Genomic DNA, 24,779 nt, shown 5'->3' with positions numbered 1-24,779 from the left:
GTGGTGCGTGCGCAGCCGTAGACTCGGCCGGTGATGCGAATCCGCCCCTTCCGGCCGGGTGACGAGCCCGCCCTCGCCGACATCTGCCTCAAGACCGCGGACGCCGGCGCCGACGCCACCGGTCTGCTCGACGACGACGACCTCTGGGCCGAGATCTTCGTGCTCCCGTACGTTGCACGCCACCCCGAGTTCGCCTTCGTCGTCGAGACCGGCGACGACCGCGTCGTGGGCTACATCGTCGGTGCGCCGGACTCCGCCGCGTTCGAGGACTGGTTCCGGGCCGAATGGTGGCCGCGGTTCGCCGAGCGCTGGCCGAAGCCGCAGGGCGAGCCGCTGCCGGTGAGCGCGTCGCGCCAGGACGGCATCGTCCGCTACGCGTACGCTCGCCAGGGCGGAGCGCAGCCGTTCGGCGACGCGTACCCCGCGCACCTGCACATCGATCTGCTGCCCGAGACCCAGGGGCAGGGCCTCGGCCGTCGCCTCATCGAGACGCTCGAGGACGCCCTGCGCGCAGCGGGCGTGACCGGCCTCCACCTCGTCGCGTCGTCCGACAACACCGGCGCGATCGCGTTCTACCCGCGTGTGGGGTTCGAGCCGCTGCCGTCGCCGGAGGGCACGCAGGTCTTCGCGACGCGCCTCTGACCTACGCCCTCGGGCACCCGCCGTCAACCCGTTGGGGAGGCCGGAAGGCTCCCGTAGTCTGCGGGCGTGGACGATGTCTCGGCGCCGACCGGTCGCGAACCGGAACTGACCGCTGTGCCCCGTGAGGACGGCTCCGCGCCGCGCGCGCTCGTGCTCGGGGCCACCGGCTACATCGGCGGGCGCCTGGTGCCCCGGCTGCTGAACGCCGGGTACGAGGTCCGCGTGCTCGCGCGCGAGCCTGCCCGCGCGGCGGCCTTCCCCTGGGGTGACCGCGTCGAGATCGTGCGCGGAGACGCCACCGACGCGGCATCCGTCGGCGAAGCGGTTCGTGAGGTCGACGTGCTGTATTACCTCGTCCACTCGATGTCGGGCGGCACGACGTTCGCCGACGCCGACCGCCGCGCTGCCCAGACGGTCTCGCGGGCGGCGGCCGAGGGCGCCGTGGGCCGGATCGTGTATCTCGGCGGGCTGCACCCCGACGGGGTGACGCTGTCGCCGCACCTCAGGTCGCGTGTGGAGGTCGGCGAGACGTTCCTCGCGAGCGGAGTCCCGACGATCGTGCTGCAGGCGGGCGTCGTGATCGGGTCGGGATCGGCGTCGTTCGAGATGGTGCGCCATCTCACCGAGGTGCTGCCGTACATGCCGGCGCCGAAGTGGGTGCGCAACCGCATCCAGCCCATCGCCGTGCGCGACGTGCTGCACTACCTGCTGGGCGCCGCGCGCCTGCCCGCCGACGTGAACCGGGCGGTCGACATCGGCGGGCCGGACGTGCTGCGGTACGGGCAGATGATGAACGGGTACGCGGTCGAGGCGGGGCTGCGGCAGCGGCCCATCGCCGCGCTGCCGGTTCTGACGCCCCGTCTCGCCTCGCACTGGGTGAACCTCGTCACCCCGATTCCCCGCTCGATCGCGCGTCCGCTCGTCGAGTCGCTGCAGAACGAGTGCATCGTCAAGGACCACGCGATCGACGCACTGATCCCGCCGCCGCAGGGAGGGCTCACCCCTTACCGGGCGGCGGTGCGACTCGCGCTGCGTCGCGTCGAGGCCGACGCGATCGAGACGAGCTGGCAGGATGCCGAGGTGCTCGGCGCGCCGAGCGACCCGCTGCCGAACGACCCCGACTGGGCAGGGCGGGCGGTGTTCACCGACGTGCGCACGGCGCACACGCCCGCGTCGCCCGAGTCTCTGTGGGGCGTGATCGTGGGGATCGGCGGCGAGAACGGCTGGTACTCGTCACCGCTGCTGTGGGCCGTCCGCGGATGGATGGACCGCCTCGTCGGCGGCATCGGACTCGCGCGCGGACGGCGCAGCAAGGGGCGGCTGTCGGTCGGCGACGCGCTCGACTTCTGGCGCGTCGAAGCGCTCGAACCGGGACGGATGCTGCGCCTCCGCGCCGAGATGAAGGTGCCGGGGCTCGCGTGGCTCGAGCTTCAGGCGTCGCCCGACGGCGAGCGCGGCGGCTCGCGCTACGAGCAGCGCGCCGTGTTCTTCCCCAGCGGGCTCGCGGGGCGCCTGTACTGGCTCGCGGTGCTCCCGTTCCACGGGTTCATCTTCGCCGGGATGGCGCGGCGCATCACCAAGACGGCGGAGGCCGCGGCGGAGTCCGCGCAGCAGTGACCCGTGCGGCGTCACCGGACGAGGATCGGTTCGCCCGACACCAGCCGCTCGAGCACCGAGCCCGGCGGCACGTCGTCGTACTTGTAGCTGAGCTTCTGCACGATCGATGCCCCGGCGACGAAGCGGAGCGGATCGGGATCCCACGGCTGCATCATGCCGAGCTGCAGGAGGTGGCTCGCGGCGCTCGACAGTGCGGGTGCAGCATCCCACTGCCCGTGGAACTCGGGGACGAGATCGAGGAGCACCTCGAAGATGCGGTGGTACAGGAAGTAGTCGGGGATCCCGCCGTCCTGCTCCCACCACGCCTCGAGCGCGAGCCGCTGCAACCGGATCAGCGCTGTCGCCGGCACGGCGGCGATGAACCAGTTGCCGATCTGGCGGTGGGTCCAGCGCGGGTACAGCGCTCCTGCGGTCAGGAGGGGAGCCACGGCCGCCGGCAGCGGCGCCGGCGCCCAGCAGGTCGCATCCACCCAGATGCCGCCGAGCCGGTCGAGCACGCTGATGCGGACGAAGTCGGAGAAGTGCGCGGGGTGGTCCTTCTCGAGGGCGTCGGCGACGGCATCCGGGATCTCCACGAGCTCCCGCGCCGAGCGGCCGTCCAGCACCGTCAGCGGCGTCGGCAGGTCGGCGTGAAGGCGCGTCATCTCTCCGACGCACGCCTGAACCAACGGCGGCGCGGTTCCGAGAGGCGTGTTCCAGAACGTGTAGAGGTTCAGCGCCGACACCTCGACGCGCGCGCCGTCGTTCTCGGCGATGAGGCGGCCGTCCCGGCGGGTGCCCGGCTGTTCGGGCAGTCCCGCCGCCACGCGCAGCGCGGGCAGGCGCGGCCGGAGGAACTCGGTGAAGGTGCGGTAGGCCGCGATCGCCGCGACGGGGTCGACCGCGTCACGGAACCGGTCCGCACGCCGCAGCTGCGCCTCGAGCCCTTGCAGCGGGTTCGGGATGCCTTCGCTCACGATGCGAGCCTATGCGCTGGTGCCGCAGCAGCCGGGATCACGCGACGAGGCGTCCGTCGTCGATGCGCACGACCCGGTCGACCCGCCCGTCGGGCACGGCGACATGGGAGATCAGCACCACGGCCTGGTCGTCACGGACGGCGCCGAGCAGATCGGTGAGCAGTCGATCGGAGGCTTCCGGGTCGACGCCCGCGGTCGGCTCGTCGAGCACCAGTACGGGGAAGCCCCGCAGCAGCGCCCGTGCGAGCGCTATCCGCTGCGCCTGCCCGCCTGACACGAGCGCGCCGCGCTCGCCGACGCGCGCGCCGAGGCCGCCGCGCTCGCGCAGCCATGGCCCGAGGCCGACGCGCTCGAGCGCCGCCTCGAGCTCGGCGTCCGTCGCGGTGTCACGCGCGAACAGCAGATTCTGGCGGATGTCCTCGTCGAAGAGCATCGGATGCTGCTCGCACAGGCCCACGGTGAGCCGCACGTCGTCGGGCGAGAGGTCGTGCACCGAGCGCGGGCCGACGTCGTAGCCGCCCTCGGTCTCGAGGAACCGCACGAGCGCGTGCGCGAGAGTGCTCTTGCCGGCGCCGCTCGATCCCATCACGAGGACGCGCTCGCCGGGCCGGATGGTGAGGTCCACCTCGTGCAGCGCGGGCTCGGCGGCCCCGGGCCACCGCACGCTCGCCGCCCGCAGGCGGATGCCGTCGCCGAGCGCCGGCGCGTCGCCGGTGGGTTCGACCGTCTCGGGGGCGAGTTCGGCGGGCGGGGCGGCCGGCAGCGCGTCGGCGATGCGCTCGGCCGACGCGCGGACCTGTCGCCACGCCGACGCCGCCGTCGGCACGGACGCGAACACCTCGAACACCGCCATCGGCACGAGGACGACGACCGCGAGCGACGGGCCGGTCAGGGAACCGGATGCCGCACCCGGCGCGGCGACCAGCACCGCGGCGATCGACGCTGCGCCGGCGAGGAGCGACACCAGGGCGGCGGTGCCGGCCTGGGCTCCCGAGCGACGGACGACGGCGCGCCGCAGGTCGGCGTCCGCGCGCGCGATGCGCTCCCGGCTCTGAGCCTCGGCGCCGAAGGCCGTGAGCACGTCGAGGCTGCCGATGTGGTCGAGCACCGCGTCGGCGAGGCGGGCGCGCACCGGGGCGATGGCGCGTTCGGCGCGGGCGCCCGACATCCACCCCCACAGCGTCGCGATCGCGGCGGCGACCACGAGACAGGCGAGCAGCGTCAGCGCCGCGGGCCACCACACGAACGCGACAAGCACGACGGCGCCGAGGGCGACGAGCGCCGAGGAGACGAGTGGCTGCACGACCCGCAGCGGAAGGTTCTGCAGCTCATCGACGTCGTCCACGAGCGCGCCGAGCACCGAGCCGCGGCGGGTGCGGGCCAGTCCGTCCGGGGCCAGGGGAACGAGGCGACGTACGAGATCGGCGCGCGTCGATGCGAGCTGACGCAGGGCCGCGTCGTGGCCCGTGAGTCGCTCGAGGTAGCGGAACGAGGCCCGCGAGATCGCGAAGAACCGCACGCCGACGACGGCGGCAGACAGGTACAGCACCGGCGGCTGCTCGCTCGCGCGCACGATGAGCCAGGCGCTGACCGCGAGGAGAGCGACGGCCGAGGCTTCCGACGCGAAGCCCGCGGCGAGAGCCCACCAGTACCGCCGCGCCGGAGGCATCGCCCCGCGCAGCACCGCTCCCGTCGTCGAGGCCGGCGCGGTCATGCGAGCACCTCGCTCGACTCGAGACGTACGATCTGGTCGGCGATCGCGCGCGCCGAAGTGCGGTGCGAGATCAGCAGCACCGCCGCGCCCTCGTCGGCCAGGCGACGGATGCCGTGCCACAGCCGGCGCTCGGTCTCGGGATCGAGCGCCGAGCTGGGTTCGTCGAGCGCGATCACCGGAGCGCCTCCGCGCAGATGCCGGTAGAACGCGCGGGCGACCGCGACCCGCTGGGCCTGACCGCCCGACAGACCGGCGCCCTGAACGCCCAGCTCCTCAGCCGGGTCGAGCGAGCCGGCGCACGCCAGGTCGAGGGCTCGGCGCACCGTCGCGGGGTCGGGCGCCGGGTCGCCGAGCGTGACGTTGTCGGCGATGCTTCCGGTGAGGAGCCCCGGCCGCTGGCCGGCCCACGCGAGCCACGCGGACGGTGCGAAGGCGCGCAGGTCGGCGCCGCCCCAGGAGGCATCCCCGTCGAACGTCGCGGCGCCGCGCAGTGCGGCGAAAAGGCTGGACTTGCCGGCGCCGCTCGGTCCCTCGATCAGCGTGACGGAGCCAGGGGCGGCCGCCAGGTCGACGGGAGGCAGCATCCGGTCTCCGCGGCGCACGCGAACGCCGTCGAGGATCAGAAGCGAGTCCGGGGCCGCCGGTCGTTGCGCGGAGGGCGCCCTCGCGCCCGCAGGCGGGTCACCCGCGGCCCGCGCGGCGTCGAGGACGTCGAAGACGTCGTCGGTCGCGGCGACGCCCTCGGAGGCGGCGTGGAACTGGACGCCGACCTGGCGCAGGGGCAGGTAAGCCTCGGGCGCGAGCAACAGCACGAAGAGGCCGACCGCGAGCGTCAGCGGTCCGTCGATGAGCCGGAAGCCGATCGACACCGCGACGATCGCGACGGCGATCGACGCGAGGAACTCGAGCGCGAACCCCGACAGGAACGAGACCCTCAGCACCCGCATCGTCTCGCGGCGGTACTCGCCGGTGACCCGTTCGATGGATGCCGCGGCCCGGTGCTGCCGGCCGAAGACCTTGAGCGTCGACAGCCCCTGCACGGTATCGGCGAACCGCGAGGCGAGGCGCTGGAGCGTGCGCCACTGCCGATGCTGCACCGAGCGCGTGGCCAGGCCGATGAGCACCATGAAGATGGGGATCAGGGGAAGCGTGAGCAGCACGGTCAGCCCCGAGATCCAGTCCTGCCACCACATCACGGCGACGATCAGCGGCGTCGCGACGACGGTCTGCACGAGTTGCGGCAGGTAGCGGCCGAAGTACGCCTCGAGCGCCTCCAAACCGCGGCCCGCGGTCACGGCGAGGGCGGCGGTGTTGCGGACGCCGAGCCACTCGGGCCCGAGCACGCCGATCGCCTCGACGAGCCTCGCGCGCAACTGGCCCTGCACCCGAGCGGCCGCGCGGGCGGCGACGGCCTCGCGCGCCCAGAGCAGCACGGCGCGCAGAGCCACCGTGATCGCGAGGGCGCCGAGCATCCCCGCGAGTTCGGCCCGGGGCATCCCGTCGATCGCTCCGGTGATGGCGTGCGTCAGCAGCCACGCGAACGCGACGATCACCGCGGTCTGCGCCGCCGCGATCGCGGCGATGGCGACGAAGAAACCGCGAGAGGCGCTCGCGTACTTCAGCAGCCGCGGATCCACGGGCTTGCTGCTCACGCGAGGCGGGGCGTCCGTCTCACTCATTCCTCTTCGACCCTACCCATCCGTCGCTCTGTCGCCGACGCGCCTGCCGGAGGCGCCTGTCGGCGAGCTGACGCGGGAGGACGGATGCCTCGCCCCGAGGCATCCCGTCATCCGCACGTCAGTGCGCGGGCGCCGCAGCCGCCTGCTCGATACGGGAGCGGGTGATGCGCTTGCGGAAGATCCAGTACGTCCAGCCTTGGTACGCGAGCACCAGCGGCAGGAAGATGAGCGCCGCCCACGACATGATCGTCAGCGTGTAGTCCGTGCTCGACGCGTTCTCGATCGTGAGCGAGCCGGCCGGGTCGCCGGTCGACGGCATGACATAGGGGAACAGCGCGAACCACACCGCGAGCACGGCCGTCACGATCGTGAAGGCGCCGAAGCCGAAGGCCCAGCCCTCGCGGCCACGGGCGTTCGAGATCCAGGATGCGATCAGGAGCACGGCCGCGACGGCCGACAGGATCGCGGTGACCATCGCGAAGTCGCGGCCTTCGGAGAACGCCATGACGACGGTCCACACCAGGAAGGCCGCGGCGACGACGATCGTGAGCAGTCCCGCGCGGCCGGCGAGCCGGCGCGCGTCGGCGGCGACCTGCCCGTCGGTCTTCAGCGCGACGAAGTACACGCCGTGCGTGAAGAAGAGCAGGAGTGTCGTCAGTCCGCCCAGGAGACCGTAGGGGTTGAGCAGCGTCAGCAGCGACCCGGTGAACTCGTGGTCGGCGTCCAGCGGCACGCCCTGCACGATGTTGGCGACGGCGACGCCCCACAGGAGCGCCGGCACGGCGGAGCCGACGACGATCATCGTGTCGAAGCCCTTCTTCCACCGCAGCGAATCGCGCTGGTGGCGGTACTCGAACGAGACGCCGCGCAGGATGAGCGCCAGCAGGATCAGCAGCAGTGCCAGGTAGAAGCCGCTGAACAGCGTCGCGTACCACTCCGGGAACGCGGCGAACAGGCACGCGCCGGCGACGATGACCCACGTCTCGTTGAGGTCCCACACCGGGCCGATCGTGTTGATCACCTGGCGGCGGCTGATGTCGTTCTTGCCGAGGAACGGCAGCGACATGCCGACGCCGAAGTCGAACCCGTCGAGCACGAAGTAGCCGACGAAGAGGAAGCCGACGATCCAGAACCAGAGGTAGGCGAGATCCATGATGTGCTCCTGAAGCTCTTAGTAGACCGTCGTCGGGGTGTCTTCGACCGCCTGGGTGCGCGCATCCGGCGCTCCCGGCTCGGGGAGGGGCTCCGGGCCCTTCTGGGTCGTCTTCAGGATGAGGCCGAACTCGACCACCGCGAGCGCCGCGTAGATGAGCGTGAACGCGGTGAGCGAGATGAGCACGGTCCATCCGGGCACCGAGGGCGAGACGCCGTCCTCGGTCAGCATCAGGCTGAACACGATCCAGGGCTGGCGGCCCATCTCGGTGAAGACCCATCCCACGAGGATCGCGAGGAGGGAGGCCGGCCAGGCCCAGATCGCGAGGCGCCAGGCCCACGCGGGGACCTCGCGCTTCGCGTTCTTGCGCGTGAGCCAGAGGCCGACGACCGCGACGAGCGCGGCGACGCCGCCGAGACCGATCATCCAGCGGAACGCCCAGTACGTGACCCAGAGGATCGGCGCGAAGTTGCCGTCGACCTGGTCGGCGAACTGCGGGAACAGCTCGGTCGTGTAGAGGTTGTTGAGGTCGTTGATGCCCTCGACGCAGCCGTCGAGGGAGTGCGTCGACAGCAGCGCCAGCAGGTACGGCACGCGGATCGAGAAGAGCTCGCTCGTGCCGTCGGGTGTGCCGAGCGTGAAGATCGAGAACGAGGCGTCCGCTCCACAGGCGCTGTCGAACATCGCCTCGGCGGCGGCCATCTTCATCGGCTGCGTCGCCACCATGACGAGGCTGAGCTGGTCGCCCGAGATCGCGACCCCGGCGAAGGCGGCGATGAGGCCCCACAGGCCGAACTTGAGCGACGAGCGCATCATCTCGACGTTCTGCTTGCGCAGCAGGTGCCAGGCCGAGATCGAGACGATCACGCCCGCGGTCATCATGAACGCGGCGAAGAGGGTGTGGGGGAGGGCCGCGAGGGCCACCGGGTTCGTCAGCACCGCGAAGAAGTCCGTCATCTCGGCGCGGGAGCCGTCCTCGGCCATCTTGAAGCCGACGGGATTCTGCATGAACGCGTTGGCCGCGAGGATGAAGTACGCCGAGAACCAGGCCCCGATCGTCGCGATCCAGATGCTCGCCAAGTGCAGAGCCTTGGGCAGTTTGTCCCACCCGAAGATCCACAGCCCGATGAAGGTCGCCTCGAAGAAGAAGGCCATGAGGCCCTCGAAGGCGAGCGGCGCGCCGAACACGTCGCCGACGAACCGGGAGTACGACGACCAGTTCATGCCGAACTGGAACTCCTGCACGATGCCGGTCACGACGCCCATCGCGAAGTTGATGAGGAAGATCTTCCCGAAGAACCGCGTGAGATGCAGCCACTTCACGTTGCCGGTGCGGAACCACGCGGTCTGGAAGATCGCGACCGTCAGCGCCATGCCGAGCGTGAGGGGGACGAACAGGAAGTGGTACAGCGTCGTGAGGCCGAACTGCCAGCGCGCCAGCAGCAGAGGGTCCAGCAGATCCACGATGCGATTCTCCGATCGTTCCGGACTGGGTCTGATCACCGTAGCATGTGGTCAGACCACACGGGCGACAGAGGTCCAACGCGCGCCCGGTGCACCCAGATTCCCAGGAATCCGGGCGGGAGGCGAGCCTTCCCGCCGTGAATAATGAGCTTGCACCGGCGCCCGCGGTCCGCGGCGCGACTACCCTCGGAAGCATGGCGAGCCGGGCACAGCGATCGGAGCCGGACGCATGACCGCGATCCCGGTGGCGATCGGGCGACGGATGCCTCTTCCCGCGGCATCCGCGGATCCGGGCACGGCCCCGGTCGCGTCGATCGGGGCACCGCTGATCGACACCCATGGGCGTGTGCACCGCGACCTGCGGATCTCGTTGACGGATCGGTGTTCGCTGCGATGCACCTACTGCATGCCGGAGCAGGGCAACGAGTGGCTGGCGAAGACGAGCATCCTGACGCTGGACGAGATCGTGCGCATCGCGCAGGTGGCTGCGGCGGACGGGATCACGACGTTCCGGCTCACCGGCGGCGAGCCGCTGCTGCGCTCCGACATCGTCGAGGTGGTGCGCCGGCTGGCGGCGATCACCGGTCCGGACGGCCGGCCGGTCGAGATCGCGATGACCACGAACGGGATCCGGCTGCCCGAGTTGCTGCCCGGGCTGGTCGACGCCGGGCTGAACCGGTTGAACATCTCGATCGACACGCTGCGCCGCGACCGGTTCCACGCACTGACCCGCCGGGACCGGCTGGACGATGTGCTGGAGGGCATCGCGGCGGCGGGGGCGTCGGGGCTGCGGCCGTTGAAGCTGAACGCGGTGGCCATGCGGGACGTCAACGAGGACGAGCTGGTCGAGCTGGTGGAGTTCGCGACCGCGCATGATGCGCAGATGCGGTTCATCGAGCAGATGCCGTTGGATGCCGGGCACACGTGGGACCGGTCGCGGATGGTGACGCAGGACGAAATCCTCACCGCGCTGTCCGCGCGGTGGACGCTGACGCCGGTGCCCGGTCGGGGTGGGGCGCCCGCGGCGCGGTGGACGCTGGATGATGGTCCGCATTCGGTGGGGGTGATCGCGTCGGTGACGGCGCCGTTCTGCGGCGACTGCGACCGGTTGCGGTTGACCGCGGACGGACAGTTGCGGAACTGCCTGTTCTCGACCACCGAGTACGACCTCCTGCCCATCCTGCGGGCGGGCGGCGACGACGACGAGATCGACGGGATGCTGCGCTCCTGCGTGCGCGGCAAGCTCCCGGGCCACGCGATCAACGACCCGTCGTTCCTGCAGCCCGCGCGCGGCATGAACGCGATCGGCGGCTGACATGGGACGCATCACGACGCGCACCCCCGTCACCCGCATCGCGCTGAACGACGGCGATGTCGCGGTACGCCGTCGCGCCGACACCCTCGTCGTGGAGGAGCCGCTCGAGATCCGCATCGCCGGCGAGCCTCTCACCGTCACGATGCGCACGCCGGGCAACGACCTGGAACTCGCGGCCGGATTCCTGGTCTCGGAGGGCGTGATCTCGACCGCCGCAGACCTGCGTTCCGCGATCCACTGCGGCGGACCGGGCACCGGGGCTGCGGCACCCACGTCGCTGTCGACGATCGGCGTCGGTCCCGCGGAGCCGGCGACCTCGAGCGAGAACACCTACAACGTCCTCGACATCGCTCTCGCGCCCGAGCTCGCGCCGCTCGTCACCGACATCGCCCGCAACTTCTACACGACGAGTTCGTGCGGCGTGTGCGGCACAGCGTCCATCGAGGCGATCGAGAAGCAGTCGCGCTACGACGTCGGAACGGATGCCGCGGCCGTCGACGCGACGATGCTCGCCGGTCTTCCCGACGCCCTGCGCGCCGGCCAGACGGTGTTCGACAAGACCGGAGGTCTCCACGCGGCGGCTCTGTTCGACGCGGCGTCCGGTGAGCTCCTCGTGCTGCGCGAGGACGTCGGCCGGCACAACGCCGTCGACAAGGTCATCGGCTGGGCGGTGCTGGAGGATCGCCTGCCGCTGAGCGGAATCGTGCTGCAGGTGTCGGGCCGCGCGAGCTTCGAGCTCGTGCAGAAGGCCGTGATGGCCGGCATCCCGATCCTGTCCGCGGTGTCGGCGCCGTCGTCACTGGCCGTCGAGCTGGCTGCGGCCTCCGGGCTCACGCTCGTCGGGTTCGTGCGAGGGTCGTCGATGAACGTCTACGCGCGGCCCGACCGGGTGCGGGTCACTGCCGCGGTGCGCTGACCGCGCCGGGGATTCAGCCGCGCGAGGTGGCGAGCTGCACCACGCACTGCGTCGGGTCGCACGACGGCGCGATGCCCTCGACGCGCAGCGGGCCGCCGGCCTGCGCCAGCACGCTGTCCATGAGCGCGACGTGCACGCTGCACAGCACGCCGCGATGTTCCGCGGCGGGCACGTGCGGACACGGCGTCAGGTCGACCGTGAGGTGGCGCTCGTCGACCACGGGGTCGAAGCCGGCATCACCGAGGTCTTCGACGAGTGCGTCGAGCTGGTGCAGGGCTTCGGCGCCGAGGTCGGCATCCGTGTCGGATCCGTAGACGCGACGCAGCAGGTCTCCGCGACGGGCAGCCGCCTCCGCACGGCGGGCGGCGACGGGGCTCGAGGCCTCGTCGGAGCCGGTGGCGGCCGAATAGAGCACGCGCGGGCGACCTCTTGTCGTGCGGCGCTCGGTCTCGGCGATCACATACCCGGCGTCGATGAGACGCTGCACGTGCTCGCGCACGGTGTTGGCGTGCAGGCCGGTCGCCTCGACGAGCTCGGAGATCGCCCGCTGCGGGCGCTCCTGGAGCAGGTGCATGATCTCGACGCGAGAGTAGCTCGAGATCGCGCTGTACCCGGTCGTCATGGTCCCATTATCGCGGGGCGTCATGCCGACCGGGTGCCCGCAGGTTCAGCCGTGTCGGATCAGAACAGCTGGCCGAAGATGAGGATCGCGACGAAGAACACCGCGACGATGCCGACGATGATCGCGAGCGTGCGTCCGGAGAGCTTCGCGACGCCCCAGCCGACCAGCACGGGGATGGCGAAGAGGAACAGTGCGACGATCCACCAGAACGCGGAGTAGGCGCCGCTGGTCGCCTCCTCGAGGCGTCCGCCGAACAGCGACTGCGTCGCCGGGTGCGTCGCGAAGCGCACCGCGATCGAGATGGGGACCGCCACGAACACGAAGACGACGAGTCCGATGAGCCAGCCCCAGAGGGTGGCGCTTCCGCCGCCCGAGAGGACGCCGCCGTGGAGCTCGGGTTCGGGCTTCTGCTGCTGCTTGCCTGATGCCATGGGCATGACTCTAGTGGCGCGCGATGGCGGGGCATCGCACGATTCGCACGATTTCGCCCGGATATGGCGCTGTCCGCCGGCGGGGACGGGCGGACAGCGTCGGGGCGCCAGGGAGAACCGCCACTGGGGGAGCGGACTCCGCGCTCACCATCCACGACCGCCGTCCGTCGAGGGGTGGAGCTTCGGGGCGCACGGTCACGGGGTCTGAGGGAGAAGCTACGCCCACCGCCGGTGTTCGCAAGGGGGATTGCCTGTGCGTCTCCTGAGTGCTATTCGGTCGTGCCGACCGCCGGGGTTCGCGCGCTCGTGGTGGGATGGGACCGACATGAGCCAGCCGCCGCCTCCTCCCCTCGATTCCGCCACTGCGATGGCCGCTGCCGTACGGGAGGGGGAACTGACCGCGCAGGAGGTCGTCGAGGAGCATCTGGCCCGCATCGGGCGGATCGATCCCGGCGTCAACGCGCTCACCGTGGTCTTCGCCGACCGTGCGCGCAGCGCGGCCGCCGAGATCGATGCCGCCGTCAAGGCAGGTCGCGACCCCGGGCCTCTCGCGGGCGTCCCGATCTCGGTGAAGGAGAACATCGACCTCACCTGGTCGGCGACGACGAACGGCTGGCGCGGGCTGGCCGACGCCGTGCCCGCCCGAGACGCCGCCGTCGTGCGGCGGTTGCGGGATGCCGGGGCGGTGCCCGTCGCCCGGGGCAACATGCCCGACTTCGGGATGCGGTGGGACACGGACAACGACGTGTTCGGCCGCACCCTGAACCCGTGGAACCGCGCACGCAGTGCCGGCGGATCCAGCGGCGGGGACGCCGTCGCCGTGGCGACCGGGATGAGCGGGATCGGCCTCGGCAACGACTTCGGCGGCTCGCTCCGCCTCCCCGCCTACGCGGCAGGCGTGGTCGGACTCCGCCCGTCGCTCGGGCGCGTGCCGCGCGCGGCGGTGCGAGAGCAGCCGGTGGCGCTCACGCTCCAGCAGTTCTCCGTGAACGGGCCCATGGCGCGGCGCGTCGACGACGTCGCGCTCGCACTCGGGGTCATGCAGGGATGGGATGCCGACGACCCGGTGTCGATCGCCGCGCCCGCGGTGCGCCCCGATGCGGTGCCGCGCCGCGTCGGCGTGGTGCGCGATCCTGCGGGCCTCGAGGTGGATCCGGATGTGGCGGCCGGACTCGACCGGGCCGCAGCATCCCTCGCGCGTGCAGGCTGGGAGATCGTCGACGCCGCCGGCCCGCTCCTCGAGGAGGCGGCCGTGCTGTGGCGGCGCCTGTCGTGCACCGACATGCTCATCTCGCTCGACCCCGCGGCGCTCGGCCTGCCGCTCGGGCGTTCCGCCACGCAGTTCCTGCGCGACAGCACGGCGGCGGCGCGCCCGTACGAGTCGGCGCGCGAGTACGCGCAGGCGTGGGCGCGGCGGGCCGTGATCGCGGCCGAGTGGAGACGGCTGCAGGTCGAGGTGCCCGTGATCCTGGGTCCCGTGTCGATGTCCCGGATGCGCGAGCCCGACTACGACCTGGGCGGTCAGGAGGCCGCGGATCGCGCATGGCGAGATCTGTGGCTGACGGTGGTCGTCAACTTCCTCGGACTGCCGGCGCTGGCCCTGCCCACCGGCCTCGGGGCCGACGGCATGCCCACCGGCGTGCAGCTCATCGGCCCCATGTTCGGCGAGGACGTGCTGTTCGAGGCGGGGCGCGCGGTCGAGGCCGGAGTACCGGCACTTCCCCCGGTTCCTTCGCCGTTCTGAGGGGACCTCTGGCGCCCGGAGGCGCCCCTGCGCCAGGCTGAGGCAGGCCAGCCGGGGGTGCGGGCAGGTATCAGCGGCATCCGTCCGTCCTCCTCCGGGACGGAGCCGAACGGAGGACCCATGTCTCGCACGCAGGCGTCGCCGGTCGCGCTGCCCGATCTGCGGGGGCGCACTGCGCTGGTCACGGGCGCGAGCGATGGCGTCGGCGTCGAGATCGCACGTGGCCTTGCGGCGGCCGGCGCCGATCTCGTGCTGCCGGTGCGCAATCGCGTCAAGGCAGAGCGGGCGGTCGAACGCATCCGGGAGAGCGCGCCCGACGCGCGTGCCGACCTGGTCGACCTCGATCTCGCGCGGCTGGACTCGGTCCGCGCGCTCGCGGCGGCGGTCCTCGCCGAGCGGACGCAGCTCGATCTGGTCGTGCTGAACGCCGGCATCGTGCTGCTCGGCGACCGCGAGCGCCATATGAGCGCCGATGGTTTCGAGCTGCACTTCCAGACGAACTTCCTGGGGCACTTCGCGCTCACGACGGCGCTGCTGCCGCTGCTGCAGGAGCGAGGTGCGCGCGTCGTCGTGCAGCTGAGCCTGGCGGCCGGCGTCTCGCGCCTCGTGTGGGACGACCTGCAGAGCGAGCACCGCTATGCGCCGCTGCGCGCCTACGGGTCGTCGAAGGTGGCGCTGGGACTGTTCGGCTACGAACTCGCCCGGCGCTCGGCGGCGGTCGGCGGGGGCATCACCGTGCACCTCAGCCACCCCGGCGTCGTGCCCGGCACCGGGATCGCGCCGGCCATGCGGGCCCGCGATCGGGGCGGGCTCGGACGCCGGCTCGCCGACCGCCTCGGCAGCACGCCGGCGCAGGCAGCGCAGCCGGCGCTGCTGGCCGCGGTGACGAACGCGCCGGCCCCGGGCTTCTTCGGCCCCACAGGCGCCCTGCACTTCGGCGGGGCGGCCGGCCCCGTGCGTCCGTATCGACGACTCGCCGATCCGGTCGACGGTTCGCGGATGTGGGCAGTGGCCGAACAGCTGCTGCAGGACCGCAGCGATGCCGTGCGCGCGTGACCGTCGGCTACGGGCCCGGCGTCTCGGGTGTCCGCGGAAACGGCGGCTCCTCCGGGTGGGGCGCCAGCGGCTCTTCCGGCCACGGCGCCATCGGCTCGTCCGGCGGCGTCGGGATGCTGGGGCCGGGACCCGGCTCAGGGTTCCCCGGCCCGGGAGAGCCCGGTCCGGGCGGCATCCCATCCGGCGGATTCTGGTCCGGCAGCCGTTCGGGGACTGTGGGGTCGGTCATGGCCTCTCCTGGGAGGAACGAGGGTCGCGCGTCACGCCCCTTCTGCGGGTGTCAGTCTGCGCATCCCGGCGCGGCCCGGCGAGGCCCTTGACCTCGTCGGGCGAAGAGATTACAGCGGCCTCCGTAGGCTGGAGGGGTGGCATCCGTTCTCAACATCTCGGCGTACCTCTTCACGCGCATCGACGACACCGGTGAGCTGCGCACGCTGCTGCGTGAGCGCGCGGTCGCTGCCGGGTTGAAGGGCACGATCCTGCTCGCCGAGGAGGGGATCAACCTCTTCCTCGCGGGTGACGCCCAGGGGGTGCGTGGCTTCGTCGCGGAGCTGCGGGCGGATCCGCGCTTCGCCGCGCTCACGACGAAGGAGAGCTGGTCGGACGCGCAGCCGTTCGGCAAGATGCTCGTCAGGGTCAAGCGCGAGATCATCCGCATGGACCACCCCGCCATTCGCCCCGAGGGCGATCGTGCGCCCGCCGTCGCTCCCGCCACGCTGCACCGCTGGCTCGACAGCGGTCACGACGACGACGGCCGCGAAGTCGTGCTGCTCGACACCCGCAATGCCTTCGAGGTCGACTACGGCGCCTTCGACGGCGCTCTCGACTGGCGCATCGAGCGGTTCACGCAGTTCCCGGATGCCGCGGCCGCCGCAGCGCGCGACCTCGAAGGCAAGACCGTCGTGAGCTACTGCACGGGCGGCATCCGGTGCGAGAAGGCCGCGATCTACCTGCGCGAGGCGGGCGTCGAGGCCTACCAGCTGGAGGGCGGCATCCTGGGCTACTTCGAGCACGTCGGCGGCGACCACTGGAACGGCGACTGCTTCGTGTTCGACGAGCGGGAGGCCTTGACGCCGGCGCTGGTGCCGCGATCGGGAGCCGTCGCGTGACCGTGCCGGAATCGGCGGCTGCGAGCCCCGTCGGTCGCGCCACGGTCCTGGGCGCGCTCGCCCTCGACGTCGCGCTCGTGATCGCGTTCGCCGCCATCGGCCGCGCGAGCCATGACTCCGACGTGTGGACCGGCCTCTGGCAGACCGCCTGGCCGTTCCTGGCCGGCCTGGGTATCGGCTGGCTCGTCACGCGAGCGTGGCGTGCACCGGCGGCGCCCGTACGCACCGGCCTGGGCGTCTGGGCGATCACCGTCGCCGGTGGGATGCTGCTGCGCTGGGCATCGGGTCAGGGCACCGCTCTGGCGTTCATCATCGTCGCGTCGCTGACGCTGCTGGTCGCGCTCGTGGGCTGGCGGGTCATCGTAGCGGTTGTGCGACGCGTGCGCCGGCGCTGATCGGAGCGAGTTCAGTCGGTCTCGCGGAGGCCGGTCGCTATCACGATCCGGTTGCCCTCGATCACGCCAGGGCCGTCGCCGGGAAGCGGCGCGGGTGCGGGGGTGATCTGCTCCGCCTCCCACACGGCGCGGGCGTTCTCCGCGGTCGGGTAGAAGAACTCCTCGACCCCGAGCAGTCCGCCCGACGAGTGCGACGGCGTCTCGCCGCGCCGGCGGCGGCGGTGAGTGTCGAACGCGAACCACAGGAAGTACACCGGCAGCGCGACGATCACGGAGACGAATCCCCATACCATCACGTCGCCCAAGGCCATGCCGACAGCGTACGTCGCGTCAGCGGTGAGCGGAGGCCTGGAGGGTCGCGTCGGGAGGGAACTCGGCGAACCACGCCTCGAACGGCACCGGTCTGCCGTCGCCGGGCACCTCGTCGACATACGCGGTGGCGGCGCGCACGATGCGGCCGTCGGTCGCCCGCGCGACCACGGTGACGGCGACGTAGCGCTGGTCGTCTGCGAACCGCCCGCTCACGGTGCCGGTCGCTGAGCCCGCCGGTGTCCGTGTCGATGTCCCGCCGGGATCGGGCGCGCCGGTGAGCCCGTCGACGCTGAACGAGCCCGTCTCTTCCCCCGGCGAGAGCGTCGCTTCCGAGGCCTCGGGCACGGTCACCTCGATGGCGTCGATCAGCTCTTCGCCCTCGATGGTGAAGTAGCCGACGACCGCGGTCTGACCCGACAGCAGGGTCGCGATGGCGGTCGAGGAACCGATGACGGTGCCGTCCTCGGCGTACGCCTGTGCGTCGAGGAAGGCGTCGAACACATAGTCGGCATTCGGGTTGTCGACCACGACGACGTACCACCAGATGTCGCCGAAATCGTGCCCGAACGCGGTCTCCGTCACCGTCGGCCGCTGGGGCGTCGGGAACTGCGCGCCGGGGTCGGGCTGGCCGTCCGTGCCCGGCGCGGCGACGCCGGGGATGGCGTAATCGTCGTAGTAACCGTCGCCTGAGTTCGAAACGACATCATCGCCGGAGGAGGTGCCGAACGGTCCGAGCCACGCGACCGCGATCACGATCGACACCAGGCCGCCGAGGACCGAGGTCACCAGCGCGCCCACGCCGAAGCCTTTGCCCCCCTGATGCCGGCCGAGGAGAGCGACCAGCGACAGTACGAATGCCGCGAGGAGCAACAGGGGAGCGAGCAAGCCTGAGCTCGACCCGAGCCCTGCACCGACGAAGAGCAGGAGCATGCCGGCGCCGGCGAGGACCAGTGCGACGATGGCGAGCGCCTTGGGTCGGCTGTCACGGCCTCCGGGCAGGGGGTACCCGGCGCCACCGGGTGCCGCCGGGGAGCCTGGCGCAGCCGGGTACGCCGAGGTCGTGGGGTAGCCGGGCCCGACGGGGCGGCCGGATGCCTGAGCCGCGCCGTCCCGCGCGTAGGGCGGGAGCAGGGGGTCGGCTCCGCGCGGGTCCGTGCCGGCGAGCGCGTAGCCGTGCGGCGCCGCGTAGCGGCCCGGCGTGCCCGACGCCGTGGGCGGGGATGCGGCGTCGCCGGGTTCCGGCGCCGCGTACGCCGGGACCGCGTATTGCGGAGCGTCGAGGTCGGGTGTGCGATAGCGCTGCGGGGTGGCCGCGCCGTCCGCAGTCGACGCGTTCGCCGGGTCGCCCGGCGTCGCGGTGTCGGCGTCGCCCGGAGGCAGGGGATCGGGCATGCGGCTCCTGTTCGCGGTCTCCTGGGTGCCCAACCTAGCGAAGTCGCGTGGCCGCGGTCGGGCGCCTCTGGCTCCCCGACACGACGACGGCGCCCCCGGCGCGGCCCTGGGCGGGCGACGCGGGGGCGCCGTCGTGGCTTCGCGGCGTCAGCTCAGGCCGTTGTCGGCGAGCCAATCCTTCGCGATGTCTTCGGACGAGCGTTGGTCCACCGTCGATTCGACATTGAGCGCGACGAGGCCCTCGGGCGTCAGCGCGGCGCTCACGGCGTTGATCACGTCGGCGATCTCGTCGGCGATGTCGGCGTTGACGACGGGGACGACGTTCGACGCCAGGAAGAGGCCCTTCGGGTCCTCGAGCGTCACCAGATCGTCGGTCTTGATGCGGGGATCGGCGCTGTAGACGTTCGCCACCTGGATGTTGCCGGCGACCAGCTCGTCGACGGTGGTGTCGGCGGTGGCGCTGAAGGCCACGTCGACGTTGTAGAGGTCCTTGAGGCCCTTGGGGCCGTAGGGACGCTCCTCGAGCTCCGGCGCCCCACCCAGCACCAGGCCCTCGATGCCGGCGAGGTCCTCGATCGAGGTGAGTCCGTTCTCCTCGGCGAACGCGGCCGTGACGTTGTAGGAGTCCTGATCGGTGGCGGGCGACTGGTCGAGGACCGTCAGCCCGTCCGGCAGGGCGTCCTTGAGGGCCGCGTAGACGTCATCCGACGTCGTGGCCGTCGTCTGAGGGTCGAAGAACTGCAGCAGGTTGCCGGTGTACTCCGGGAACAGGTCGATCGAGCCGTCCTCGAGCGAGGGGATGTACACGTCGCGCTGTCCGATGTTGAAGTTGCGCTCGACGGTGAAGCCGGCGCCCTCGAGCGCCTGCGCGTAGATCTCGGCGATGATCTCGTTCGAGTAGTAGGCCTGCGAGCCGATGACGATGGTCGACGAGTCAGCGGTGTTGCCGCTGTCGTTGCTGTCGTCGCTGAGGGGGTCGCTCGAGGCGCAGCCCGCGAGGGCGAGCGCCGCGATCGCGGTTCCGGCCAGGGCGGCCGTGAGGCGGGTTCGTGCTGTGGACATTGTCATACCTCCGGTGTGGTGGTGGGGGATCAGTGGGAGACCTGCAGCGAGCGGACCGAGTCGGTGCGGGCGGCTCGTGACGACCGCCGGCGAGGGCCGTCGGTGCGGGGCACGGCGAAGCGGGCGAGCAGGGCGAAGAGTCCGTCGAGCACGATGGCGAGGGCCACGACGATGATCGAGGCCCCGAGGATCTCGGCGAAGTCGCGCAGCGCGATGCCCTGCAGGATGTAGAACCCGAGGCCGCCCACCCCGATATAGGCCCCGATGGTCACCGTGGCGACCACCTGCAGCGTCGCGGAGCGGAAACCGCCGATGAGAAGAGAGAGTCCGAGCGGCACTTCGATCCGGAACAGGATCTGCCACTGGGTCATTCCCATCGCGCGCCCGGCGTCGATCACCGAGCGGTCGATCGCCTCGATGCCGGCATACGCTCCGGCGAGGATCGACGGGATGGCGAGCACCACGAAAGCTGCGACGGCGGCCTCGGTCTTGAGCGAGACGCCGAACAGCAGGTAGAGGAGCACGACGAGCCCGAGCGCGGGCAGCGCGCGGGCAGCCCCCGACAGGAACACCGCTACCTCGCGCCCCTTGCCCGTATGACCGATCAGCCAGCCGACGGGGACGGCGATGACGGCCGCGATCGCCACAGAGCCGAACGTGTACGCGAGGTGCTGGGCGATCGCGGTCGGCAGCGGCAGGGAGCCCGTCAGCCGCGCGGGGGAGAAGATCCAGGCGAACGCGTCGGCGAGCAGGTTCATGCGGCCACCGCCCGGGGCCGGGCGCGGCGCGGCGCGGAGATGCGCCGGGTCCACGGCATGAGCGCGCGCCCCGCCAGCATGAGCAGGAGATCGATGAGGACCGCGATCACGACGACCGCGACGACGCCGGCGAACACCTCGGCGATGATGCGTCGCTGCGACCCGTTCGTGAACAGGTAGCCCAGGTTCTGAACGCCGATGAGGGCTCCGACGGTCGCCAGCGAGATCGTGGACATCGCCGTCACGCGCAGCCCCGCGAGCACCACGGGCCCGGCCAGGGGGAAGTCCACCGTCCAGAAACGTCGCCAGCCGCCGAAACCGACCGCGACCGCGGCGGACCTCGTGCCGGGGTCGACCGAGGCGAGACCGTCCGTGACGGATCGGGTCAAGATGGCCACGGCGTAGATCGTGAGCGCCACCACGAGGTTCAGCTCGGATTGGTAGGGGATGCCGAACAGTGTGGTGAGCAGAGCGAAGAGTGCGAACGACGGGATGGTGTACAGCAGACCGACGACGGTCAGCACGGTGCCGCGCAACCGCGTGTACCGGAAGGCCACCCACCCCAGAGGCACCGACAGCACGAAGCCCGCGATGATCGCGATGGCGCTCTGCCGCAGATGATCGAGCGTCAGCGCCCAGATCATGTCGACGTTGTCGGCGACCCAGCTCACAGTTCGTCCTCCACGAGCACGCCCTGTGTGCGGCCGGCGTCGTCGACGAGCACCGTGCCGCGCGCCGTGCGCTTGGCGCGCAGTGCCCGCGTGCCCCGCTCGACCCCGATGAAGTCGGCCACGAAGTCGCTCGCCGGGTTCTCGATGATCTCGCTGGGGCTGCCGATCTGCGCGATGCGCGCGCCCTTCTCGAGGATCACCACCTGATCGCCGAGCAGGAACGCCTCGTCGATGTCGTGGGTGACGAACACGATCGTCTTGTCGAGCTCCTCCTGCAGGCGGAGCGTCTCTGTCTGCAGTTCGCGGCGCACGATGGGGTCGACCGCTCCGAACGGCTCGTCCATCAGCAGGATGTTCGGGTCGACGGCGAGGGCGCGGGCGACGCCGACGCGCTGCTGCTGACCGCCCGAGAGCTGGCTCGGATACCGCTTGGCCAGACCGCGCTCGAGGCCGACGACATCCATGAGCTCGAGAGCCCGCTCGCGCGCCTTCGCCTTCGCGACGCCGTTCAGCACCGGCACCGTCGCGATGTTGTCGACGACGGAGAAATGAGGGAGGAGGCCGGCGTTCTGCAGCACGTAGCCGATGCCCCGGCGCAGCGTGACGGGGTCGCGTTCCGAGATCGGCTCGTCGTCGATCGTGATGACGCCGCCGGTGGGGTCGACGAGCCGGTTGATCATACGCAGCAACGTGGTCTTGCCGCTGCCGGACGAACCGACGAGCACCGTGGTCTTGTGCGCGGGCATGAGCACGCTGAAGTCCTCGACGGCGGCCGTGCCATCGGGGTACCGCTTCGAGACCCCACGGAATTCGATCGCCATGCTGCCCTTTCGGCCGGGGTTCCCAGATAACCACAGGCCGCGGACATGGCGGCTCAGGCTGGACAGACGCCGTAACCTGCGCCATCCTTCCGTCTGCAGGCGCTGCGGGCAATGGCTTCGCAGCTGTCACCGGCGGCCGCTACGGTGGGGCGCATGACTGCTCGGGAGTACGACCTCATCGTGATCGGCGGCGGTCCTGTCGGCGAGAACGTCGCCGACAGGGCGACGCAGGGCGGCCTGTCGGTCGTCGTGGTCGAGAGCGAGCTCGTCGGCGGGGAGTGTTCTTACTGGGCCTGCATCCCTTCGAAGGCGATGCTGCGCGCGGGCGCCGCGGTGCGTGCCGCGCAGCGCGTGAAGGGCGCCGCCGAGGCGGTGACCGGAAACGTCGACGTGGCCAGGACCCTGGTGCGCCGCGACGAGCTGGTGCACAACTGGGACGACACATCGCAGGTCGAGTGGCTCCACGGTGCGGGCATCGATCTCGTCCGCGGGCACGGGCGCCTGACCGGCGAGCGCGAGGTCACCGTCACCGGTGCCGACGGTGCTGAGACCGAGCTCGTCGCCCGCCACGCGGTCGTGGTGTCCACCGGTTCGGCGGCGCTCCTTCCCGACATCCCGGGGCTGCGCGATGTCGCACCGTGGACCAGCCGCGAAGCCACAGGCGTCCACGACGTCCCGACATCGTTGGCGGTGCTCGGCGGCGGCACCGTCGGAACCGAGATGGCGACCCTGTACGCGTCGTTCGGCTCCACCGTGACCCTGATCGCCCGGTCCGGCCTCCTGCGAGGCGTCGAGGCCTTCGCGGGCGAGGCCGTCGAGAAGGCGCTGACGGATGCCGGGGCCACCGTCAAGACCGGCGTGGAGGTCGAGCGGGTCTCGCGTGACGACGCCGGCGAAGTGGTGCTGGCGCTGTCGGACGGGTCCGAAGTGCGGGCGGCCGAAGTGCTGGTCGCGACGGGCCGGGTGCCGCGGACCGAGGATCTCGGGCTCGAGGCGGTCGGGCTCGAGCCCGGTTCCTGGCTCGACGTCGACGACACGCTGCGCGTGCGCGGGGTGGACTGGCTCTACGCCGTCGGCGACGTCAACCACCGGGCGCTGCTGACGCATCAGGGCAAGTACCAGGGCCGCGCCGCGGGCGATGTCATCGCCGCGCGGGCGAAGGCCGCCGACGTCGACGACGCCCCGTGGGGCAGGCATGTCGCCACGGCCGATCACTCGGCGGTCCCGCAGGTGATCTTCACCGACCCCGAGGTCGCCGCGGTGGGGCACACCGAGAAGTCCGCGCGCGAGGCAGGTCTCAGCATCCGCGTCATCGATTACGACCTGTACTGGATCGCGGGCGCGAGCGAGGTCGCCGACGACTACCAGGGACGAGCGCGAGCGATCATCGACGAGGAGCGCCGCGTGCTGGTCGGCGTGACGTTCGTCGGGCAGGACGTCGGCGAGATGCTGCATGCGGCCACGATCGCGATCGTCGGCGAGGTGCCGATCGAGCGCCTGTGGCACGCGGTGCCGTCGTATCCGACGATCAGCGAGGTGTGGCTGCGCTGGCTCGAAGAGTACGGCCGCTGATCCCGTGAGGAGGACCGCCATGCGACCCGAACCCCTGCCCGCTGGTCCCGGCCAGGAATCGGTCTGGGACTACCCGCGCCCGCCGCGCCTGGAGCGGGTCGGGCGCCGCGTGCAGATCCGGCTGGGCGGCGAGGTCATCGTCGACACAGACGATGTCGTCCGTGTCCTCGAGACGAGCCATCCGCCCGTCTACTACCTGCCGATCCAGGCGTTCGCCGAGGGGGCGCTCATGCCCGGCGAGGGGTCGTCGTACTGCGAGTTCAAAGGCGGCGCCGCCTACTTCGACGTGCACGGGGGCGACCAAGTGCGCCCGCGCGCGGCGTGGACGTACCCGCGTCCCTCCGAGGGGTTCGAGCAGCTCGCGGGTCGGGTCGCGGTGTACCCGCGTGAGATGGACCGCTGCACGCTCGACGGCGTGGAGGTCGTGCCCCAGCCCGGGCGCTTCTACGGCGGGTGGATCACTCCCGATGTGGTCGGTCCGTTCAAGGGAGAGCCGGGCTCGCTGGGCTGGTGAGACACCGGTCCACGACCCGTCCACGCGCCGCCGGCGCGTCGCGCGGAGTCTCCGGTCGCGTGGACCCGGCTGCGGCATCCCTCGTGCGAACTGCACAGCGAACGCCCAGGCCCGGACCTTGTCCACCGATATATCGGTAGGTATCGTCAGGGTATCGGCACACGCTCGTTCAGGAGGTCGCCATGAGCGGTTCATTCCAGGGATTCGGTTCCCGTCCGGGAGGGCAGGGCTCGGGGCTTCCGAGCAGCTTCTGGGACGCGATGGACCAGTTGAAAGACACATTCGAGCGCAGCTTCTCGCCGCGCGTCGCAAAGGGCGATGTGCGGGCCGCAGTGCTCGCGATCCTCGCCGAGAAGCCCATGCACGGGTACCAGATCATTCAGGAGATCGAGGAGCGCAGCGACGGCGCGTGGAAGCCGAGCCCCGGCTCGGTGTACCCCACGCTGCAGATGCTCGCCGACGAGGGCCTCGTCGCCGCCGAGGAATCGAACGGCAAGAAGACCTACTCGCTGACCGAGGCGGGTCGTGCGGCGGCGGCGGCCGCCGAGGGGCAGTCGGCCCCGTGGGAGGCGGCCGGGTCACGCGACTCGGGACGCGCCACAGCGCTCCCCAAGGCCGGCGCGAAGCTCGCTCAGGCCGCCGCGACGGTCGGCCGCAGCGGCACGCCCGAGCAGGTGGCGAAGGCCGTCGAAGTGCTCGACGACGCGCGGCGTAAGCTCTACTCGATCCTGGCTCAGGACTGACGGCCGGCGTGCCGGCAGACGGCGTCGGCCCGAGTCCGCGGGTTCGGCGGGGCACACGATCCCGGGCGACCGGGATCGCAGGCATCCCTAACCGCTGAACAGCACCGTCCGAGGAGCTTCG

Annotated in this window: 24 protein-coding genes; 11 read left to right on the top strand and 13 right to left on the bottom strand. The window is 71.5% G+C overall.

The window, feature by feature from the left end:
• Positions 1 to 33: 33 nt before the first annotated feature.
• Positions 34 to 642, top strand: coding sequence for a GNAT family N-acetyltransferase (locus RS82_RS13485; protein WP_045300287.1), 609 nt, complete (start codon positions 34 to 36; stop codon positions 640 to 642).
• A 66-nt stretch (positions 643 to 708) separates the two neighbouring features.
• Positions 709 to 2,259, top strand: coding sequence for an SDR family oxidoreductase (locus RS82_RS13480; protein ID WP_045300285.1), 1,551 nt, complete (start codon positions 709 to 711; stop codon positions 2,257 to 2,259).
• 11 nt (positions 2,260 to 2,270) lie between these two features.
• On the opposite strand, the gene RS82_RS13475 is transcribed toward RS82_RS13480, so the two are convergent.
• The 5 genes from RS82_RS13475 to RS82_RS13455 all read right to left on the bottom strand — a co-directional run bounded on the left by RS82_RS13475 (position 2,271) and on the right by RS82_RS13455 (position 9,225).
• Positions 2,271 to 3,215, bottom strand: coding sequence for a capsular polysaccharide synthesis protein (locus RS82_RS13475; protein ID WP_045300283.1), 945 nt, complete (start codon positions 3,213 to 3,215; stop codon positions 2,271 to 2,273).
• A 37-nt stretch (positions 3,216 to 3,252) separates the two neighbouring features.
• Positions 3,253 to 4,929 (bottom strand): thiol reductant ABC exporter subunit CydC, encoded by a 1,677-nt coding sequence (gene cydC / locus RS82_RS13470; RefSeq protein ID WP_045300281.1) that lies wholly within the window; start codon positions 4,927 to 4,929, stop codon positions 3,253 to 3,255.
• Positions 4,926 to 6,608, bottom strand: a complete 1,683-nt coding sequence (gene cydD / locus RS82_RS13465; RefSeq protein ID WP_045300279.1) for a thiol reductant ABC exporter subunit CydD — start codon at positions 6,606 to 6,608, stop codon at positions 4,926 to 4,928. The genes cydC and cydD overlap by 4 nt, the downstream gene beginning before the upstream one ends.
• A 118-nt stretch (positions 6,609 to 6,726) precedes the next feature.
• On the bottom strand, positions 6,727 to 7,761 hold the full coding sequence (gene cydB / locus RS82_RS13460) for a cytochrome d ubiquinol oxidase subunit II (RefSeq protein WP_045300277.1): 1,035 nt from the start codon (positions 7,759 to 7,761) through the stop codon (positions 6,727 to 6,729).
• 18 nt (positions 7,762 to 7,779) lie between these two features.
• On the bottom strand, positions 7,780 to 9,225 hold the full coding sequence (locus RS82_RS13455; protein ID WP_045300275.1) for a cytochrome ubiquinol oxidase subunit I: 1,446 nt from the start codon (positions 9,223 to 9,225) through the stop codon (positions 7,780 to 7,782).
• 229 nt (positions 9,226 to 9,454) lie between these two features.
• Here RS82_RS13455 and moaA point away from each other — a divergent pair, with 229 nt between their 5' ends.
• Together moaA and fdhD are read left to right on the top strand one after the other, a co-directional pair.
• Positions 9,455 to 10,540, top strand: coding sequence for a GTP 3',8-cyclase MoaA (gene moaA, locus RS82_RS13450; protein ID WP_045300273.1), 1,086 nt, complete (start codon positions 9,455 to 9,457; stop codon positions 10,538 to 10,540).
• Between the two features lies 1 nt (position 10,541).
• On the top strand, positions 10,542 to 11,456 hold the full coding sequence (gene fdhD / locus RS82_RS13445; protein ID WP_045300270.1) for a formate dehydrogenase accessory sulfurtransferase FdhD: 915 nt from the start codon (positions 10,542 to 10,544) through the stop codon (positions 11,454 to 11,456).
• Between the two features lie 13 nt (positions 11,457 to 11,469).
• Here fdhD and RS82_RS13440 read toward each other — a convergent pair whose 3' ends face one another.
• Entirely contained in the window at positions 11,470 to 12,078 is a 609-nt protein-coding gene (locus tag RS82_RS13440; RefSeq protein ID WP_084695641.1) for an ArsR family transcriptional regulator, read from the bottom strand.
• Between the two features lie 59 nt (positions 12,079 to 12,137).
• Entirely contained in the window at positions 12,138 to 12,509 is a 372-nt protein-coding gene (locus tag RS82_RS13435) for a hypothetical protein (protein WP_245619612.1), read from the bottom strand.
• Between the two features lie 325 nt (positions 12,510 to 12,834).
• Between RS82_RS13435 and RS82_RS13430 the strand changes: the two genes are divergently transcribed.
• The 4 genes from RS82_RS13430 (at position 12,835) to RS82_RS13415 (ending at position 16,813) form a co-directional block, all read left to right on the top strand.
• Complete coding sequence (locus tag RS82_RS13430; protein WP_045300264.1) at positions 12,835 to 14,253, top strand: amidase; 1,419 nt, start codon at positions 12,835 to 12,837, stop codon at positions 14,251 to 14,253.
• Between the two features lie 120 nt (positions 14,254 to 14,373).
• Positions 14,374 to 15,309 (top strand): SDR family oxidoreductase, encoded by a 936-nt coding sequence (locus RS82_RS13425; protein ID WP_045300262.1) that lies wholly within the window; start codon positions 14,374 to 14,376, stop codon positions 15,307 to 15,309.
• A gap of 365 nt (positions 15,310 to 15,674) precedes the next feature.
• Complete coding sequence (locus RS82_RS13420) at positions 15,675 to 16,418, top strand: sulfurtransferase (protein WP_045300260.1); 744 nt, start codon at positions 15,675 to 15,677, stop codon at positions 16,416 to 16,418.
• Complete coding sequence (locus RS82_RS13415) at positions 16,415 to 16,813, top strand: DUF3054 domain-containing protein (protein ID WP_396653208.1); 399 nt, start codon at positions 16,415 to 16,417, stop codon at positions 16,811 to 16,813. The genes RS82_RS13420 and RS82_RS13415 overlap by 4 nt, the downstream gene beginning before the upstream one ends.
• Before the next feature lie 11 nt (positions 16,814 to 16,824).
• Here the strand turns inward: RS82_RS13415 and RS82_RS13410 are convergent, their stop codons facing one another.
• The 6 genes from RS82_RS13410 to RS82_RS13385 form a co-directional block, all read right to left on the bottom strand.
• Positions 16,825 to 17,124: a hypothetical protein gene (locus RS82_RS13410; RefSeq protein ID WP_045300258.1), complete on the bottom strand. Its 300-nt coding sequence runs from the start codon at positions 17,122 to 17,124 to the stop codon at positions 16,825 to 16,827.
• A 19-nt stretch (positions 17,125 to 17,143) separates the two neighbouring features.
• On the bottom strand, positions 17,144 to 18,517 hold the full coding sequence (locus RS82_RS13405) for a hypothetical protein (protein WP_045300256.1): 1,374 nt from the start codon (positions 18,515 to 18,517) through the stop codon (positions 17,144 to 17,146).
• Positions 18,518 to 18,664: 147 nt separating this feature from the next.
• The gene (locus RS82_RS13400; RefSeq protein ID WP_045300254.1) at positions 18,665 to 19,579 is read right to left on the bottom strand and encodes an ABC transporter substrate-binding protein; all 915 of its coding nucleotides are present in this window, start codon (positions 19,577 to 19,579) and stop codon (positions 18,665 to 18,667) included.
• Between the two features lie 29 nt (positions 19,580 to 19,608).
• Complete coding sequence (locus RS82_RS13395) at positions 19,609 to 20,337, bottom strand: ABC transporter permease (RefSeq protein WP_045300591.1); 729 nt, start codon at positions 20,335 to 20,337, stop codon at positions 19,609 to 19,611.
• Positions 20,334 to 21,008 carry an ABC transporter permease gene (locus tag RS82_RS13390; RefSeq protein WP_045300253.1) on the bottom strand — a complete coding sequence of 225 codons (675 nt, stop codon included), beginning with the start codon at positions 21,006 to 21,008 and terminating at the stop codon, positions 20,334 to 20,336. Before RS82_RS13390 ends, RS82_RS13395 begins: the two co-directional genes overlap by 4 nt.
• Positions 21,005 to 21,829, bottom strand: a complete 825-nt coding sequence (locus RS82_RS13385) for an ABC transporter ATP-binding protein (protein ID WP_045300251.1) — start codon at positions 21,827 to 21,829, stop codon at positions 21,005 to 21,007. The genes RS82_RS13390 and RS82_RS13385 overlap by 4 nt, the downstream gene beginning before the upstream one ends.
• A 153-nt stretch (positions 21,830 to 21,982) precedes the next feature.
• Between RS82_RS13385 and RS82_RS13380 the strand changes: the two genes are divergently transcribed.
• The 3 genes from RS82_RS13380 to RS82_RS13370 all read left to right on the top strand — a co-directional run bounded on the left by RS82_RS13380 (position 21,983) and on the right by RS82_RS13370 (position 24,658).
• Complete coding sequence (locus RS82_RS13380; RefSeq protein WP_045300249.1) at positions 21,983 to 23,401, top strand: dihydrolipoyl dehydrogenase family protein; 1,419 nt, start codon at positions 21,983 to 21,985, stop codon at positions 23,399 to 23,401.
• 19 nt (positions 23,402 to 23,420) lie between these two features.
• A complete protein-coding gene (locus RS82_RS13375) occupies positions 23,421 to 23,915 on the top strand; it encodes a DUF427 domain-containing protein (protein ID WP_045300247.1) in 495 nt (164 codons plus the stop codon).
• A 182-nt stretch (positions 23,916 to 24,097) separates the two neighbouring features.
• On the top strand, positions 24,098 to 24,658 hold the full coding sequence (locus RS82_RS13370; protein WP_045300245.1) for a PadR family transcriptional regulator: 561 nt from the start codon (positions 24,098 to 24,100) through the stop codon (positions 24,656 to 24,658).
• Positions 24,659 to 24,779 lie beyond the last annotated feature (121 nt).

Source organism: Microbacterium trichothecenolyticum (genome assembly GCF_000956465.1).
Lineage (GTDB): Bacteria > Actinomycetota > Actinomycetes > Actinomycetales > Microbacteriaceae > Microbacterium > Microbacterium trichothecenolyticum.
Note: the sequence above shows the minus strand (reverse complement) of the source record. Positions and strands in the feature narration are given on the sequence as shown.

What these genes read in the sequence shown, in the direction of transcription:
- RS82_RS13410 (WP_045300258.1), bottom strand. Translation starts at nt 17,124, where the DNA reads ATGGCCTTGGGCGACGTGATGGTATGGGGATTCGTCTCCGTGATCGTC.
- RS82_RS13385 (WP_045300251.1), bottom strand. Translation starts at nt 21,829, where the DNA reads ATGGCGATCGAATTCCGTGGGGTCTCGAAGCGGTACCCCGATGGCACG.
- RS82_RS13430 (WP_045300264.1), top strand. Translation starts at nt 12,835, where the DNA reads ATGAGCCAGCCGCCGCCTCCTCCCCTCGATTCCGCCACTGCGATGGCC.
- RS82_RS13435 (WP_245619612.1), bottom strand. Translation starts at nt 12,509, where the DNA reads ATGGCATCAGGCAAGCAGCAGCAGAAGCCCGAACCCGAGCTCCACGGC.
- RS82_RS13405 (WP_045300256.1), bottom strand. Translation starts at nt 18,517, where the DNA reads ATGCCCGATCCCCTGCCTCCGGGCGACGCCGACACCGCGACGCCGGGC.
- RS82_RS13400 (WP_045300254.1), bottom strand. Translation starts at nt 19,579, where the DNA reads ATGTCCACAGCACGAACCCGCCTCACGGCCGCCCTGGCCGGAACCGCG.
- RS82_RS13395 (WP_045300591.1), bottom strand. Translation starts at nt 20,337, where the DNA reads ATGAACCTGCTCGCCGACGCGTTCGCCTGGATCTTCTCCCCCGCGCGG.
- RS82_RS13380 (WP_045300249.1), top strand. Translation starts at nt 21,983, where the DNA reads ATGACTGCTCGGGAGTACGACCTCATCGTGATCGGCGGCGGTCCTGTC.
- cydD (WP_045300279.1), bottom strand. Translation starts at nt 6,608, where the DNA reads ATGAGTGAGACGGACGCCCCGCCTCGCGTGAGCAGCAAGCCCGTGGAT.
- RS82_RS13370 (WP_045300245.1), top strand. Translation starts at nt 24,098, where the DNA reads ATGAGCGGTTCATTCCAGGGATTCGGTTCCCGTCCGGGAGGGCAGGGC.
- RS82_RS13425 (WP_045300262.1), top strand. Translation starts at nt 14,374, where the DNA reads ATGTCTCGCACGCAGGCGTCGCCGGTCGCGCTGCCCGATCTGCGGGGG.
- fdhD (WP_045300270.1), top strand. Translation starts at nt 10,542, where the DNA reads ATGGGACGCATCACGACGCGCACCCCCGTCACCCGCATCGCGCTGAAC.
- RS82_RS13375 (WP_045300247.1), top strand. Translation starts at nt 23,421, where the DNA reads ATGCGACCCGAACCCCTGCCCGCTGGTCCCGGCCAGGAATCGGTCTGG.
- cydB (WP_045300277.1), bottom strand. Translation starts at nt 7,761, where the DNA reads ATGGATCTCGCCTACCTCTGGTTCTGGATCGTCGGCTTCCTCTTCGTC.
- RS82_RS13440 (WP_084695641.1), bottom strand. Translation starts at nt 12,078, where the DNA reads ATGACGACCGGGTACAGCGCGATCTCGAGCTACTCTCGCGTCGAGATC.
- moaA (WP_045300273.1), top strand. Translation starts at nt 9,455, where the DNA reads ATGACCGCGATCCCGGTGGCGATCGGGCGACGGATGCCTCTTCCCGCG.
- RS82_RS13485 (WP_045300287.1), top strand. Translation starts at nt 34, where the DNA reads ATGCGAATCCGCCCCTTCCGGCCGGGTGACGAGCCCGCCCTCGCCGAC.
- cydC (WP_045300281.1), bottom strand. Translation starts at nt 4,929, where the DNA reads ATGACCGCGCCGGCCTCGACGACGGGAGCGGTGCTGCGCGGGGCGATG.